Genomic DNA, 14657 nt, shown 5'->3' on the forward strand with positions numbered 1-14657 from the left:
ACTACCGTCGGCCGATCCACTGAAAGTTGAAAAGACGCGTTGTTAGTCGTCGGCTACTGTCGGCGTATCCCGTTTTTCGATGCCACCGTCGACCGGTTCGTTCGGATTGGCTTCTTGGGCTGCCTCGGAGAGCCCGAGTTGGTAGTCGGTGGGGTCGGCCTCGTCCCGGAGGCTCGTCCGGCCGCGGTGGACTGAGACGGCGTCGTCGAGATGCATTTCGACCGCCTCGATCAGCGCCTCGGCTTCGAGCGGCTGGCCGCGGGCCTTGATCTCGTCGATCAGGGCGTCGTCCGGCACGTCGAAGGCCCGCTGGGTGATGATGGGGCCCTGATCGAGGTCGGTCGTCACGTAGTGGGCGGTGACGCCCGCGATCCGGACGCCCTCCTCCTTGGCTTGGCGGTAGGCCGCCGCGCCGGGGAACGCCGGCAGGAGGCTCGGGTGGATGTTGATGATACGGTCCTCGTAGCGGAAGACGATCTTCGGGCCGAGGATCCGCATGTAGCGCGCAAGGACGATGAGGTCGACGTCGTGTTCGGTCAGGATGTCGAGCATCCGGTCCTCGTCGGGCGACCCCTTGCCGTCGCCGACGTCGTAGAACGGAACGTCGTGGGCTTCGGCGAGTTCGCGGAGCGTCCCGCGGTTGCTGATGATCGCCGAGATCTCGACGTCGAGTTCGCCCGACGCTTGGGCCTCCAGAAGGGCCTCCAAACAGTGGGACTCCTTGGTGACACAGACGGCGATCCGCCGGGTCTCCCGATCGCTGGGGAACCGGACCTGAATCTCGACGCCGAGTTCGCGGCCCAGCTCGGAGAGGGCCTCCCGGAGTTCGTCCGGGTCGGTCTCCATCTCACTGGTGTCGACACGCATCGACATCCGGAACAGGCCGTCGCGGACCGCCTGATCGAGGTCTTCGATGTTGATTCCGCGCTCGAACAACAGCGTCGTGACTCTCGCGATGAGTCCGGTCTTGTCGCCTCCGATAACCGTGATTTCGGTGAGTTCGGTCGTCATACCGACACCTCCGGGCCGCTGTCGAGTGCGGTCATTACCGGGCGATAGCTACCCGCAGTCAAAAACGTGTCCATCCCGCGAGTGTCAGCCGGTCGTGAGAGATGTCCACGAACGTGGCCAAACGAGCGGTTCCAAAAGAGCTTTTGACCACGCTCGCCCAGCCTCAGCTATGACTGCCTACACCGCGACCGTCACCGTGCGGCTGAAACACGGCGTCCTCGACCCCGAAGCCGAGACCACGAAACGGGCGCTCGAACGACTCGGGTTCGATCTCTCGGCGCTCCGGTCGGCAGATCGTTACGAGGTCGACCTCGATGCCGAGAATGCCGACGAAGCCGCCGAGCGCGCCGAGTCGATGGCCGAACGCCTGCTGGCCAATCCCACGATTCACGACTACGAGGTTTCGGTTGTGGAGGCCGACGACGCCCAATGACGGTCGCCGTCATCCAGTTCGGCGGCTCGAACTGCGACCGGGATGCAGTACGGGCGCTGAACTATCTCGATATCGAGGCCGAACGCGTCTGGCACGAGGACGGCCTCCCCGAAGAGACGACGGGCATCATGCTTCCCGGCGGCTTCTCCTACGGCGACTACCTCCGGGCCGGGGCGATGGCTGCCCGCTCGCCGATCATGGCCGAGGTTCGGGAGGCTGCCGACGACGGCATTCCCGTCCTCGGCGTCTGCAACGGTGCACAGGTGGGCTCGGAGTCGGGATTGACCGACGGCGCGTTTACGACCAACGAGAGCGCCCGTTTCCAGTGTGAACACGTCTTCCTGCGGGTCGAGAACGCCGACACGCCGTGGACTCAGGCGTTCGACGAGGGCGACGTCATCGAAATCCCCATCGCCCACGGCGAGGGCCGCTTCGAGATCACCGACGAACGCTACGACGAACTCGAAGCCAACGACCGGATCCTGTTTCGGTACTGCGATGCCGACGGGAACCTCACCGACGAGGCCAACCCCAACGGCTCGACCGGCAACGTTGCGGGCATCCTCGGCGACAACGAGTCGGTGGCGGTGTTGATGCCACATCCCGAACGGTCGACGCTACCGGATGTCGGCGGCACCGACGGGGCCGACATTTTGACCGGGTTTCGTCCGTAGAACGCCCGTGAGTCTACGTGGTGTATTGGCTCTTGGCCCGGTACCAATAATTAGATCTACGCGATCACAGTTACCTTTTCTCAGAGTGTAGTTCGGAAATCTCACTGCTGGTAAGCGCTCGTGAAAAGATGCGGAACTCGTCTTGTGCGCCATCAAGATCGTAATCGCTTGCCGCTGTTCCAGTTCCCATTCGTAGCTCCGATGATGGATTGATACTACCGGAAACGGAACTCACGTCTGCCGTCGTGAGTTTCTCTCCATCGACGTAAAGCGACACCGTTTGATCGCCTCGGTCGACGACCGCGGCGACGTGTACCCATTGATTCATCGGCACAGATCCGGATCGCACATCCCTGGCGTCGGAGGTATCCCCGAATTTCAGACCAAGTTTATCGTTTGAGTCCATGAAAAAAATATAGCCATCTTCGTACGCGTCCCGTTTGGAAACGAACGACTGTATGTTACCTGTTGGGCTATCGATATTGACCCACCCAGTGATGGAGAAGCTCTCGTCGGCCTCAAAATTGAGCGATTCATCGTCCGGGACGGCAACGTATGAATCTCTGTCGTGTGAGAGTGCCGTGTTTCGGATACCTGTGATGTAAGTCGCTGGTCCAGTTATTGTCCCCTCGTTTGGGCCGATGCCGTCCGGAACTGTCGGTGACCGCTCCGACTCATCGAACGACCACAACGAGATACCCAAACAACTGGCCTTGACATCGTCGGCATACTCGTCGACGTTCTCCGGATCAAATTCGATTCGCTCGTCACACCCGCCAGCCGTAGCCGAAGTTTCGCCGAGTTTGTCAGTGTAGCCGAGAGAAGTCGCACCGATTACCGCCGCAAGAATCACAACAATCGCTACTGCGAGAACCGTCCCGACCACGGGAGTGACGGCTTGAGCGTCGCCACGAAACGTGTTCGACCGTCGCCCGCTATCATTATTCATACGGAACGTACTGACCAGTAAAGTGATATAGTTTTTTCATACGATCACCGTTGGTAGACTGTTTTATACAACAAACTACTGGCAAGTAGACAACCAACCGAGATTAGTAAGGCAAACACCACACCGTTCGTGTCAACGCCGTCGTCACCGCGCCAGTGGCATCGCGTAGCTGGTCTCTTCGTGGATCACGAGGTCCCACGTCCGCTCGCAGTCGCAACTCACCTGTTCGAAGACGCTCTCGTCCTGTCGCAGATCGAAGTCCTTGATCGCCTTCTGGACTCGGTCGTCGCACTCCCCGCAGTTATGGGCCCCCCGGTCCGACCCGTGGCCCACCGGATCGGAGACAACGATGGCTTCGACGTCGGCGGTCCGCTCTAAGACGTCGGCGACCGACCAGAGCCACGGCGGGCGATACCCACCCTCGCGGAAGAGTTCGTTGACCATCGTGTACTGCTGGACGTTACAGGGGTTCATCGACACCGTGTGACAGCCTTCGACAGCCGCACAGCGTCGGATCGACTCGATCATGTCGTCGCGAGCTTCGCGCTCCGAGAGGAACGGCGGCTTCATCAGCAGATAGGCCTTGACACCCGCGCCAGCCTCCTTGGCGGTCGCACAAGCGTCCTCGAAGTCCGCGAAGTCGAAGTACTTGTTCACGCAGTCGTGGCGGATGCGGTCGGTCGCCGTCTCTAAGCCGACCGCGACGTCGACAGCGAGTCCGTGGTCGGTGAAATCCGTGAGTTTCTCGTGGTCGACGAAGTCAGGCAAGGATTCGAGGACGATCCGCTCGCGGTCGCCGAACGTCTCGGCGATGGCCCGCCGCGTCTCGGCCGGGACTTCACGCTCGTCGAGGAAGCTCCCGGAGGTGTAGATCTTGATGAGGTCGGCCGGCTCGTCGGTGTTGGCCGCCTCGTGGTCGAGACAGGCATCGATCTGGTCCATCAGCGCCTCGTGTTCGACGGTGCCGCCCTCGACGCTCTCGGCGACGTAGCCACACATCGTACAGCCACCGGCCCGTGCCCACCGACAGCCGCCGGTGTTGAGGATGATCGTCAGCGACTCGTAGACGCCGTCGGGCGTGTTGTCCTCGTCGACCCAGACGCGCGTGGGCTCGTGTGGGTCGTACTGTTTCTCCTTGAGGCCGCGGATCTCCCGCATCACCGTGTTGTGGGCGTCCATCCCACGGCCCTCCTCGTAGACTTCCGGGCTCGGCTTACTCATTGGCGGGCCTACTCGCCAGCGGGGTAAAACCGCATCGCACCCCGAAGGGGTCGACGACCGGGTCGACCGTTCCCCGAACAGGCATTTACCCCGCGAGCCGGTAGATCAACCATGGGCGAACGCGGTATCTCGCCGGTCGTCGGCGTCGTGCTGATGGTCGCGATCACGTTGCTGCTCGCGTCGGTGTTCACGGTGCTGGCTGGCGGGTTCGCCGGCTTCGGGAGCGAAAAAGAGCAGATCAACGACCTGTTGGGGACGAACCCGTGGGAGAACTCCTCGAACGAGGCGCTCGTGCCTGCCAATGCGCCGGGGGAGCCACCTCGCACCAGCGGCGAGGACATCCTCGAGTTCCGTATCGAGAACACCGGCACCGAGCAGGTGACCGTCGACGCGTTCGCGGTCGACGCCAGCGGAATCGAGTCGGGGATGACCGTCGACGACGCCAACGCCGACGAGTTCGAGATCCGCCGGACGAACCAACTCGGAGCCGCCAACCGGGCGGGAAGCCCCGACGCGTTCGACGCGACGGGCGTCCGCTACGAGTTGGTCGACGACAGTACCGACGGCGGGCAGGTCGCCGAGATCAACGCCGGCACCGACGACGCCGAGGTCGACATCCGGCGGTTCAGCCACGACGTCGGCGATTTCGTGATTTCGGACGACCCGTCGAGTCCCGATCTCACGGTCACGCTGGAACTCGCGTCGGGAGCCGAAGAACGGTTTTATTTCGAAACACGGTGAGCGAGGCCGGTAACCTGATCGGGACACTGTCGCGTCGGAGGGGTGAAGTGTGGTGGGAGGAGGGAAGCGTCAGCGGCGGTAGTACAGCTCATCGCCGACCACGCCGACCGTGGGCGTAATCACGGTCGGCCGTCCGGTGTGGTCGGTCGATAGCTGCGTGGTTGTGGTGGGACTGTCTGTGCCGATCGACCGTCCGAATCCGGTTCGACGCCGTCCGTCGAACGCCGGACCATCGATCGTAACACGTCTATCACCAACTGGGCCACCTCATTAACGATTATACCTTTGTCCATAGGCACACCTCATCCACTATGCCTATGTGTATAGATACCCGCGATGAGTGGCCTAATAGGCCGTGAGAACGGTCGGTCGTCGACCCAGTCAGTTGTAGACGGGGCGGTCCTGTTCGAAGAGGGCTTCGAGGAGTTTGCGCTCGCCGGCCCGGAGATGCTGGAGGAAGGTCGGGCCGGCGATCCCGAGCCGGTCGGCGATCGCCTCGCCGGTGTTGGTGCGGGGCCACGCGAAGAAGCCGGCGTGGTAGGCCGCCTGCAGCGTCTCGTGTTGGCGGTCGGTCAGCGCCTCTTCGAGCTGCTCGCGGAACCCCTGAGGGGTGTCGGCCGCCGTGTCGAGCTGGCGTTTCGCGCGGAGTTCGGCCCAGCCGAGCGCCGACTCGAAACGCTCGGCCAGCGCCCGGATGTCGGTCGACTTCGGGACGGTCATCGAGACGGTGCCGCGACCCTCGGTGGCGCTAAAGGCCGTCAGCGACACTCCCTGTTCGGCGATACAGTCGACGACCGGGCTCCCGTCGGTGGTGAGCGTGGCGACGAAGCAGCCCTCGCGTTCGACCAGTACGGTGGGGTCGTCGATCCCGGTCCGGTCGGCGTACGAGCGGAACGAGTCGGGGTCGGTCCCCTCGACGAGGACGAACTGTCGGAGGCGGCCGTCCGAGCGGGTGCTCAGACTCTCGATGGAGACGGTACAGTCGGCAGCCGCCGACAGCCGGATGAGGTGGTCGCTCTCACAGCCGATCTCGAAGACGACCTCGGTGTCGCTATCCCCGACCAGCGCGCGTCGCTGTTCGGCCGTCCGAAGCGCGTAGCCGATCGTCTCGCCAAGCTCGGCCAACACGTCCTGCTCGCGGTGGCCGACCGAGGTGTGGTCCGCCGAGTGGACGATCAACACGTCGTACAACACCTCGTTGTGGACGATCGGCACCAGCACCGAAGTGCCGGCGTCGACGGCCGAACCGGACGCGGAGCCGGGGATGGATTCGGGCCCAGTCGGTGCCTCGACGGCGACCTGCCGGTGATCGATGACCGTTTCGAGCGTCTCGGCGCTGTAGCGATCGGCCAGCGAAACCGCCGAGCCGACAGTCACCGCCGCCCCCAGCCCGGATTTGGCCCGCGGGGTTACCCGATCGGTCTCCAGATCGTACTCGCCGATCCACGCGTAGGTGTACCGATCGTCGCCGACCAGCCGCTCGCAGACCAGCCGCTCGATCTCCCGCTGGGACCGGACGCTTGTGATCGCACGGTTGACAGAACGGATCACCTCGTTGGTCTGTCGCAGCGAGGCCAACTCGGTGCGCTGGCGTTCGAGCTCGCGTTTCCGTTCGTCGAGCAGGGCGGCCTGTTCGAGCCGGGTCAAGGCGCTTTCGGCATTGGTCGCCACGATCAGAATCGCATCCCGGAGATAGTCGACGTCGGTGTCGGCTTCGGCGGTCCGGCCGACCAACACGCCGTGGCTCCCCAGCGGGACCCAGCAGCTGGCGGTGTCGATGGCCTCGACGGCACCCGACTCGGCGACCACGGGCTCGTCGCTGTCGACCGCGGCCGCCAGCGGCTCGGCGGTCGGCAGCTCGCTCCGGAGGCTCGCATCCAGCCCGCTGTGAGCGACGACCGACCACCCCTCGGGGGTGTCCTCGACGACCGCGGCGTCCTCGAACCCCAGCGTCTCACAGGTCAGATCGACGGCGGCCTCGTAGACCGCCGTCGGCGAAGTCGCCCGGATGAACCGGTTGGCGTCGGTCGCCAGCGCCCGGTTGGTCTTCTCGCGGCGCATCTGCTCGACGGCGTTCCGAACCCGGTTGGCCAGCAGGTCCGGCTGGGCGATCGCCGTCGACTTCTCCATATACTCGGTCGCGCCCTTCTGGAGGGCCTCGCTGGCGATCTCGCCGCCGCCGTGGCCCGTCAACAGCAGGATCGGGAGATCGGGCTGCTGGTTGGAGACCTCCGTCAGCAGCTCGATCCCGTCCATCGAGGGCATCCGGTAGTCGGTAATCAGACAGTCGAGATCGTCGTGGAGCTGTTCTGTCACCGTGCGGGGCCGTGATTCGGTCTCGAACCGGAGCTCCGAGACCGCCTCACACCGGTTGGGGATCACGTCCAGTGACTGGGGGTCGTCGTCGACGTAGAGCACCCGGATAGACCGAGACATGACCGCCCGTTCGACGCCGACGCTACTGAACGTTCTGTTTTATTTATAAAGCGCGTAACCGACAAGTTAGGTGTCGACTACTGGAGAAACCGGTCACTAACGTCCGCGTCGGGGACCATACACTGGTCCTTCTTGCCGAACCAGTCGTAGCGGTGGTCGGCAACGAAGTCGTAGATCCGATCCCGAAGCGGCCGCGGAAGCAGCCGCCCCAGCGACAGCAGTCGGTAGATCCCGCCGAGCCGTTCGCCGATCCGGATCGCCGCGTCGGATTTTATGTAGGCGTGGCCGTCGTCGACGAATACGACGGTTTCGAGCTCGTCGGTCGACAGCCCTGTGGCTTCCCGAACCGTCTTGCCGAGGTCGGACTGCAGCGGCGCAAACCGGAGCGTGCCCGCCGGATCTCGGGGGATGAGGAACTGAATCGACCCGTCACAGAGGTTACAGACCCCGTCGAACAGCAGGATCGGATGCTCGTCGCTCTCGGCGAGTGCGTCCTCAGTGGTCGTCATCGGTAGCTCCTCCCATTGGCGGTCAGTGGTCCGTATTGGGGCGGCAGTTACAAATGTCTGTCCGGTCGGCGCGCTGCCCCGCCGTATCCGCGGCGATACTTCAGTAGAAGCCGTGTAACAAAGTAGTCGACCGGCTACCGCTCCCTGACGTGTCGTACCGTACTGGCGACGCCGCGTGTCGACTCGGCCATCTCGGGACCGCTCATCTCGGCGCGCCCGATGCCGAAGGCCTTGGGCCCTCGGATCACGACCTCGTCGCCCGGTCGGATCGACTCGCTGGCGTCGACGACGCCCGGCGCGAGCACGCTGCCGTGGGGGACAAAGCCGTCGATTTCGACGACCTTCGTGGGCGCATGGCTGTCGACCCACCGATCGGCCCCGTTCAGCGTCATCGCCAACATCCCGTACTGGGGGACCATCGTCGCCAACTGCTCGCCGTCGCCGTCCCGGACCTGCAGTTTTGGATACCGGCCGGTCGTCCGAATCTCGATGTCGCCGAACAGCGCGTCGCCCGCGTCGGGCCCGAACTGGTAGTCGGCGATAGCTTTGACCGTGTTGTGCTGGCGCTCGCGTTTGCCGTATTTGAGTTCGCCCTCCAGCGCCGCCGCGAGGTTGCCCAGCGAGTCGGTGTCGGTCGGGTGGTCCTCAACCGTGTACTCGAAGTCGAGTGCGGAGTCCGCGTCGACGCGCTCAACGATGTCGCGGTAGCCATGCTCCGGCACGTGGGCGATCACCCGCGAGTAGTCGTTGCGGTCGAGGTAGCGCCGCAGGACGGCCGCGACGAACTCCTTTTCGTCCTCGGACCAGCGACCAGTGACGACCGAATCGTAGTGTTGGGCCGGGTAGGTCAACTCGAGTTCCTGCGGGACGACGCCGATCGGCGAGGTCATCGAGACGGTGTGGCCCCGGTAGGCGATCACGTCGTGGAACTGGCCGTGGCTCTGGGAGTCGCTGTAGGGTTTGCGGGCCGAACAGGGGACGAGCACCAGCGGGTTGTCGAACCGGTTGCGGTAGCGACTCGTGACGCGGTCGGCAAAGCGCTGGATCTCGACCCGTCGCAGCGAATCGCTGGTCGCGGCGGCGAGTTCGTTGTTCCGAACGACGGGGGTTCGGGTTTCGAGATAGCTGTACTGGCTGTCGAACTCACGAAACGCGGCGGTCAGCCAGTTGTCGTGGCGGGCCTGTCCCTCGATGTAGTCGCGGAGTCGACCGGCCCGGATGCGCTCGCGGACCCGCCGGAGTTCCGCCCGCAGGGCCGCGACGTTGTGATCGATACAGTCCTCACGAGTGAACTCCTCGCGGGGCTGCTGGCAGGCCGAACACGCACACGGCAGTTCGTCGAGGTCTTCCAGAAAGGCCTCGTCGTCGCTGGTCAGATACTTGCCCTGACTGCCTTTCACCTTGGCCAGTTTGGCGTCGACCCCGTCGACGCCGGCGTACACCAGTGTGGCGACGTTGAGCGGGGTGGCGACCCCCGAGAGGACGAGGGCGGTGTCGGCTGGGAGGGCCTGTTTAACGCGGATTACGGCGTATTTAAGCCCCTCGCCGTGGCCGACGAATCCCGACGCGTCACTGAGAATGTAGGCGTCGACGCCGAGATCGTCGGGGGACCGGGAGGAGACGACGGCCGCCGCGGGGAACTCGGCATCGACGGCCTCGGTGGCGAAGGCCTCTCGGACCTCCTCGCGCGTGCCGGCGGGCAGCGAGCGGTGTGGGAGGACGGTAAGCTGGTCTGTATCACCCTCGGGCAGTGGCTGGTCGGCGGTCCACAGACTCCCGCCGTCGACCAGCACGTCGTCGAGCAGCGCCGGGGTGACCAGCGGCTCGTCGAGCCGGAGTTCGCCGAGCCGGGCCGCACCGTCCCGGTTCAGCACCTCGAAATACTCTGTCATACCTGTGCTGGGCAGGCGAGGGTCAACTATCTTGCTTTTCGTCGACCCCGAGGTTTTTCGAGCTACCGCGCGAGACCAGCGTATGGAACCGACTGGCGCGTGGGACCGCGAGCGAACCGAAGCGTTTCTCGAAGGCCGAACGATCCCCGTCCGGCTCGCCTGTCATACCCGAGCCGATACGCTGTGGATGCTCTCGCTGTGGTACCTGTATCGGGACGGCGCGCTGTGGTGTGCCACCAGCGCCAGCGCTGATGTCGTCGACTACCTCGCGGGCGACAACCGGGTAGCCTTCGAGATCTCGACCAACGAGCCACCGTACAAGGGCGTTCGCGGGAACGGCACCGCGAGCGTCGACGCCGACACCGACAAGGATCTGTTACGGGAGCTACTGGAGCGCTATCTCGGCGGCACCGACTCGCCGCTGGCCGAGCAGTTGCTCTCGCCGGACCGCGAGGAGGTCCGGATCCGAATCGATCCCGCCCGCATTTACACATGGGATTTCAGCGAGCGGATGACCGGCGTCCGAAAGTAGGCGGTGGCTACTCCGGACCGCGCTGCTGGATGGCACGCAGCGATTCGACGGTCACCCGATCCGGGACTCGCTTTCTGGCGTCGGCGTGCCACTCGTCGATAGCGAGGGTGAACTCGGTGTCGGGGTTCGCCTCGACGAGCGCGCGGACGCCATCGGCTGCGGCGAGCTGTCCGGCACGATCCGGCTGCTCGGGGACCGCCGCGGTAAAGGGGTAGCTGTCGGCGAGTTCCCGCGGGAACGGCCCGAACGGCGGCAACACCCGCCATGCGGCGTCGTACTCGTCGCCGTCGGGCGCGCCAGCCTCGGTGAGGAGCAGTGACTCGGGCGTCGACAGCCGGTCGAGCCGCTCGTGATGCCGCAGGACTTCGGGGCGGCGCGCGCTCTCCGGCGAGGTATAGAAGAAAGTGCCCTTCGAGATCGGGTCCTCGCGTTCGAGTTGGGCGGCGTGATCCAAGAGGGCCCGATAGCCGTCGTACATCGCGGGATGGCCGCGGGCCCGACGGTCGACCAACTCGAGGAGGGTGCCGCTCCGGATCGCCTGCTTGATCCGGCGGAGTTCCTCGAAGGTGACATGCAGGTTGTGTTCGGCGAGCAGCCGCTCGCGGGGCTCGTCGGCCTCCTCGCGGATCTCGGCGGGCGTGTGGGCCGCACAGATCGGACACGAGCAGGGGAAATAATCGAGGTCGTCGAGATGTCGGGTCCCCGAGACGGTGAGATAGCGGTCGTCGCGGGCATACAGTGCGTACGCGGCCGAATCGAACAGATCACAGCCGAGCGCGACGGCGAGCGCGAGCATCATCGGGTGGCCCGCGCCGAACAGATGGACCGGACAGTCCGTCGACAGGCCGCGTTTGGCTGCCGCGACCGCCTCGACGAGGTCGGCATACCGGTAGTTGTTCATCATCGGCACCACGGCACCGATGGGGAACACGTCGAGATCGGTGCCGGCGGCGTGTCGACCCGCCTGCTCGCGCAGGTCGGGGTAGGTCGCACCCTGGACCGGGGCGGAGACGAGCATCTCGCCGACGTCGATTGCCTCGGCGTCGGCCAGCGCCTGCTCGGTGACCGCCAGATCGGACTCGGCCTGCTCGCGGCTCACGTCGGGCGGCGTCGGGATGTCGACCGGCGTGCCGATGTCGGAGCCGATCTCGTGTTGGAACCGGAGGATCTCGTCGGTCGTCACGTCGATCTCGCCGTACTCGGCGAGCTGGAACGATCCCGAATCGGTCATGATCGCCCCATCGAACCCCAACATGTCGTGGAGCCCCTCGTCGAGAGCCCGCTCGCGAAGCCCCTCGGTTCGGCGGATGATGTAGGAGTTCGTGATCAGGGCCTCGACGTCGAACTCGGATTCGAGCCGCGAGGGTTCGATCGTCAGGGTGTTGGGGTTGATCACCGGGAGCAACGCCGGAGTTTCGACGGTACGGCCCGCCCGTGGAACCTCCAGCCGGCCGATCCGGCCGGCGCCGTCGGCGTCCCGGATCTCGAAGTGGTCGCGCATACGCCGTCTTCCCGGAGTGGCGCGGTAAGGATTGCGTTCGGCTACCGCTGGGTGAGTTCGTAGTAGCTCACCGCCAGAGCCGCCCGACCGTCGTCCAACTCGTCGTCGACCACACTGGCGAGGTAGTCGTCGTAGTCGGCAACGTCGACCCGAATAGATTCGTTGTCGTCGAGGTTCTGCTCGGCAGTAGGGGTGCAGTCGTGGGCGGCGAAGTGGTGGTGGACGGAGTTGGCGATCCCGTTGGAGGGTTCGGTCGACAGCAGGTGTTCGAGACTCCCGGCCTCGTAGCCGGTCTCCTCGTGGAGTTCCCGTCGGGCGGCATCGAAAAGATCCTCGCTTTCCTCGACCGAACCCGCCGGTAGGCCGCGGTTAACTCCGCCGACGGCCTGTCGCCACTCCTCGATGACGACCACGTCGCCGTCCGGTGTGAGGGGGAGAATAACCACCGCCGGCGACTCGTCGACGTGGTGGTAGTCGGTGACGGTGCCGTCGGGGAGTCGGACCGCATCGCGGCGAACATCGAAGCCCGGACAGCTGTAGTCGATCTCCGATGCCATCGTCTCCCACGCAAGGGGGTCGTCAGTCATACCGACATCTCCAGTGGCGACGGCTAAATATCACCGGTCCGTGATCGCGTGCGTCGACCGGTCGGTTCGGGGGCGACACACGGCTCACGACCGCGAAAACAGCGAACGGAGAACGGAGAACGCGCCGTTATCTAAACCCCATTGCCTCGATCTGCTCCTGATAGCGGTTGCGGATCGTCACCTCGGTCACCTGTGCGACGTCGGCGACCTCGCGTTGGGTCTTCTTCTCGTTGCAGAGCAGCGAGGCCGCGTAGATCGCCGCCGCGGCGAAGCCGGTCGGCGACTTCCCGGAGAGCAGTCCCTGTTCGGCCGAGACGTCGATGATCTCGGTGGCTTTGGCCTGTACCTCCTCGCTGAGGCCGAGCGACGAGGCGAACCGCGGCACGAACTGTTTGGGGTCGACCGGCCGAAGTTCGAGGCCGAGTTCCTGAGAGATGTACCGATACGTCCGGCCGATCTCCTTCTGTGGAACCCGCGATACCTCCGCGACCTCGTCGAGGCTCCGCGGGATGCCTTCCTGTCGACAGGCCGCATACAGCGCCGCCGTAGCGACGCCCTCGATCGAGCGCCCCCGGATCAGGTCCTCGTTGAGCGCCCGCCGATAAATGACTGAGGCGACCTCCCGGACCGACCGGGGGACGCCCAGCGCCGAGGCCATCCGGTCGATCTCGCTGAGTGCGAACTGGAGGTTGCGCTCGCCGGCGTCCTTCGTGCGGATGCGCTCCTGCCACTTCCGAAGGCGATGCATTTGGCTCCGCTTTTCGGATGACAGCGACCGACCATAGGCGTCTTTGTCCTTCCAGTCGATAGTCGTCGTCAGCCCCCGGTCGTGCATCGTCTCGGTGATCGGTGCGCCGACACGGGACTTGTTCTGGCGTTCGGAGTGGTTGAACGCCCGCCACTCCGGACCGCGGTCGATCTGTCGCTCGTCGAGCACCAGCCCACAGTCGTCACACACCAACTCACCCTGATCGGCGTCGGTGACGATCTCGTCCGAACCGCACTCGGGACACTCTAGGGTCTCGTCCGACTGCTGTTCCGATTCTCGCTCCTGTTGGCGCTGCCTGCTCGGACGTTCCATTATAAGGTTTGTGGTTCGGCCTTCATTTAAAAGTTTTTGAAACAAAACAGACTTGTTACTCAATGTTAACTTTTGATGTTCGGCAAAAAACCGTGCTTAGAGCACCTTCTAACGCCGATTTCGGCACTTGATTGGTAGCAGTCGACCGGCGTCGGCGACCAGTATGGAGTCGAACGGCCGACAGGTCCGTCGGCACTGATACCGCGGTAGTATACGTGGGGAAACCCCCGGCGGAGTGGCTGCAACACTTTTGACTCGGGGGCCGGTAGGAGGGGTATGAACGCCGGACGCACGACCGGCCAGCGGTGGCCGGTCGGGGGGTGGTGAGATGCCGAGCAAGCGTGAACTCGAAGGCCAACTGGCGGTGGTCGCGGGGTTCGAGAACCCACGGGCATCGCTCGAACAGTACCCAACCCCGCCGGGGCTGGCGGCCCACGTGATCCATCTGGCCGACCTGCAGGGAGACATCGAGGGGCGGACGATCGTCGACCTCGGGGCCGGAACGGGGATGTTCGCTCTCGGGGCGGCCCTCCGGGGCCCCCAGCGGGTGGTCGGCGTCGAGATCGACGGCGAACCGCTCCGAACGGCCGTCGAGAACCGCCGCCGGGTGGGAACCACCACACCCGTTCACTGGATCCAAGCCGACGCCACCCGGCCACCGCTCTCGCTGACCGAACCGTCGACGGTCGTGATGAACCCCCCGTTTGGCGCCCAGAACGGGCAGTCCGGCGCCGACAAGAGGTTCCTGCGGACGGCCGCCGAGATCGCCGACGTCTCTTACTCGGTCCACAACGCCGGTAGCGAGGCGTTCATCGATGCCTTCGCCGCCGACAACGGCGGCGAGGTGACACACGCCTTCGCCGCTGGCTTCGAGATGCCCCGGCAGTTCGACCACCACACCGACGACCGCCGCGACGTCGACACCGAGGTCTACCGGATCGAGTGGCAGTAACCCGCCGAACTCCGGTCGACTCGTCGAGCCGATCGCCGAAGGATCGAGTTCCGAAATGGGTATCCGAACCGCCCAAACGTACGGATATTCTCCCAACTAGTTCGTGGATTGGCAACCGTTTCACGAGTACCGATAGTG

14 protein-coding genes are annotated in these 14657 nt (G+C 64.7%); 5 read left to right on the forward strand and 9 right to left on the reverse strand.

Annotation, left to right across the window (positions count from 1 at the left end):
- Positions 1-42 precede the first annotated feature (42 nt).
- The gene (locus NKJ34_RS10540; protein ID WP_253738260.1) at positions 43-1011 is read right to left on the reverse strand and encodes a formyltetrahydrofolate deformylase; all 969 of its coding nucleotides are present in this window, start codon (positions 1009-1011) and stop codon (positions 43-45) included.
- 169 nt (positions 1012-1180) lie between these two features.
- Here NKJ34_RS10540 and purS point away from each other — a divergent pair, with 169 nt between their 5' ends.
- Complete coding sequence (gene purS, locus NKJ34_RS10545; RefSeq protein WP_253738261.1) at positions 1181-1444, forward strand: phosphoribosylformylglycinamidine synthase subunit PurS; 264 nt, start codon at positions 1181-1183, stop codon at positions 1442-1444.
- Positions 1441-2118: a phosphoribosylformylglycinamidine synthase I gene (gene purQ / locus NKJ34_RS10550; RefSeq protein WP_253738262.1), complete on the forward strand. Its 678-nt coding sequence runs from the start codon at positions 1441-1443 to the stop codon at positions 2116-2118. Before purS ends, purQ begins: the two co-directional genes overlap by 4 nt.
- Positions 2119-2188: 70 nt before the next feature.
- Here the strand turns inward: purQ and NKJ34_RS10555 are convergent, their stop codons facing one another.
- Positions 2189-3067 carry a LamG-like jellyroll fold domain-containing protein gene (locus NKJ34_RS10555; RefSeq protein ID WP_253738263.1) on the reverse strand — a complete coding sequence of 293 codons (879 nt, stop codon included), beginning with the start codon at positions 3065-3067 and terminating at the stop codon, positions 2189-2191.
- 144 nt (positions 3068-3211) lie between these two features.
- The gene (locus tag NKJ34_RS10560; RefSeq protein WP_253738264.1) at positions 3212-4288 is read right to left on the reverse strand and encodes an archaeosine biosynthesis radical SAM protein RaSEA; all 1077 of its coding nucleotides are present in this window, start codon (positions 4286-4288) and stop codon (positions 3212-3214) included.
- 111 nt (positions 4289-4399) lie between these two features.
- Between NKJ34_RS10560 and NKJ34_RS10565 the strand changes: the two genes are divergently transcribed.
- Complete coding sequence (locus tag NKJ34_RS10565) at positions 4400-5029, forward strand: type IV pilin domain-containing protein (RefSeq protein WP_253738265.1); 630 nt, start codon at positions 4400-4402, stop codon at positions 5027-5029.
- Between the two features lie 381 nt (positions 5030-5410).
- On the opposite strand, the gene NKJ34_RS10570 is transcribed toward NKJ34_RS10565, so the two are convergent.
- From NKJ34_RS10570 to arcS, 3 genes are all read right to left on the reverse strand, one after another.
- Complete coding sequence (locus NKJ34_RS10570; protein WP_253738266.1) at positions 5411-7465, reverse strand: bacterio-opsin activator domain-containing protein; 2055 nt, start codon at positions 7463-7465, stop codon at positions 5411-5413.
- Between the two features lie 77 nt (positions 7466-7542).
- Positions 7543-7974, reverse strand: a complete 432-nt coding sequence (locus NKJ34_RS10575; RefSeq protein ID WP_253738267.1) for a thiol-disulfide oxidoreductase DCC family protein — start codon at positions 7972-7974, stop codon at positions 7543-7545.
- A gap of 134 nt (positions 7975-8108) precedes the next feature.
- On the reverse strand, positions 8109-9866 hold the full coding sequence (arcS, locus tag NKJ34_RS10580; protein ID WP_253738268.1) for an archaeosine synthase subunit alpha: 1758 nt from the start codon (positions 9864-9866) through the stop codon (positions 8109-8111).
- Positions 9867-9948: 82 nt separating this feature from the next.
- Here arcS and NKJ34_RS10585 point away from each other — a divergent pair, with 82 nt between their 5' ends.
- Positions 9949-10398: a pyridoxamine 5'-phosphate oxidase family protein gene (locus NKJ34_RS10585; protein WP_253738269.1), complete on the forward strand. Its 450-nt coding sequence runs from the start codon at positions 9949-9951 to the stop codon at positions 10396-10398.
- Positions 10399-10405: 7 nt separating this feature from the next.
- Here NKJ34_RS10585 and tgtA read toward each other — a convergent pair whose 3' ends face one another.
- The 3 genes from tgtA to NKJ34_RS10600 form a co-directional block, all read right to left on the reverse strand.
- Complete coding sequence (tgtA, locus tag NKJ34_RS10590; RefSeq protein ID WP_253738270.1) at positions 10406-11899, reverse strand: tRNA guanosine(15) transglycosylase TgtA; 1494 nt, start codon at positions 11897-11899, stop codon at positions 10406-10408.
- A 41-nt stretch (positions 11900-11940) separates the two neighbouring features.
- On the reverse strand, positions 11941-12486 hold the full coding sequence (locus NKJ34_RS10595) for an NUDIX hydrolase (RefSeq protein WP_253738271.1): 546 nt from the start codon (positions 12484-12486) through the stop codon (positions 11941-11943).
- Positions 12487-12613: 127 nt separating this feature from the next.
- Positions 12614-13567 carry a transcription initiation factor IIB gene (locus NKJ34_RS10600; protein WP_253738272.1) on the reverse strand — a complete coding sequence of 318 codons (954 nt, stop codon included), beginning with the start codon at positions 13565-13567 and terminating at the stop codon, positions 12614-12616.
- Positions 13568-13895: 328 nt separating this feature from the next.
- Between NKJ34_RS10600 and NKJ34_RS10605 the strand changes: the two genes are divergently transcribed.
- Positions 13896-14519 carry an METTL5 family protein gene (locus tag NKJ34_RS10605; protein ID WP_253738273.1) on the forward strand — a complete coding sequence of 208 codons (624 nt, stop codon included), beginning with the start codon at positions 13896-13898 and terminating at the stop codon, positions 14517-14519.
- Positions 14520-14657: the final 138 nt, after the last annotated feature.

The sequence above is a fragment of the Halohasta salina genome (assembly GCF_024178165.1).
Lineage (GTDB): Archaea > Halobacteriota > Halobacteria > Halobacteriales > Haloferacaceae > Halohasta > Halohasta salina.

Bases quoted from the DNA above. Each gene is read 5' to 3' on its own strand.
- NKJ34_RS10540 (WP_253738260.1), bottom strand. From the start codon at position 1,011: ATGACGACCGAACTCACCGAAATCACGGTTATCGGAGGCGACAAGACC.
- purS (WP_253738261.1), top strand. From the start codon at position 1,181: ATGACTGCCTACACCGCGACCGTCACCGTGCGGCTGAAACACGGCGTC.
- purQ (WP_253738262.1), top strand. From the start codon at position 1,441: ATGACGGTCGCCGTCATCCAGTTCGGCGGCTCGAACTGCGACCGGGAT.
- NKJ34_RS10555 (WP_253738263.1), bottom strand. From the start codon at position 3,067: ATGAATAATGATAGCGGGCGACGGTCGAACACGTTTCGTGGCGACGCT.
- NKJ34_RS10560 (WP_253738264.1), bottom strand. From the start codon at position 4,288: ATGAGTAAGCCGAGCCCGGAAGTCTACGAGGAGGGCCGTGGGATGGAC.
- NKJ34_RS10565 (WP_253738265.1), top strand. From the start codon at position 4,400: ATGGGCGAACGCGGTATCTCGCCGGTCGTCGGCGTCGTGCTGATGGTC.
- NKJ34_RS10570 (WP_253738266.1), bottom strand. From the start codon at position 7,465: ATGTCTCGGTCTATCCGGGTGCTCTACGTCGACGACGACCCCCAGTCA.
- NKJ34_RS10575 (WP_253738267.1), bottom strand. From the start codon at position 7,974: ATGACGACCACTGAGGACGCACTCGCCGAGAGCGACGAGCATCCGATC.
- arcS (WP_253738268.1), bottom strand. From the start codon at position 9,866: ATGACAGAGTATTTCGAGGTGCTGAACCGGGACGGTGCGGCCCGGCTC.
- NKJ34_RS10585 (WP_253738269.1), top strand. From the start codon at position 9,949: ATGGAACCGACTGGCGCGTGGGACCGCGAGCGAACCGAAGCGTTTCTC.
- tgtA (WP_253738270.1), bottom strand. From the start codon at position 11,899: ATGCGCGACCACTTCGAGATCCGGGACGCCGACGGCGCCGGCCGGATC.
- NKJ34_RS10595 (WP_253738271.1), bottom strand. From the start codon at position 12,486: ATGACTGACGACCCCCTTGCGTGGGAGACGATGGCATCGGAGATCGAC.
- NKJ34_RS10600 (WP_253738272.1), bottom strand. From the start codon at position 13,567: ATGGAACGTCCGAGCAGGCAGCGCCAACAGGAGCGAGAATCGGAACAG.
- NKJ34_RS10605 (WP_253738273.1), top strand. From the start codon at position 13,896: ATGCCGAGCAAGCGTGAACTCGAAGGCCAACTGGCGGTGGTCGCGGGG.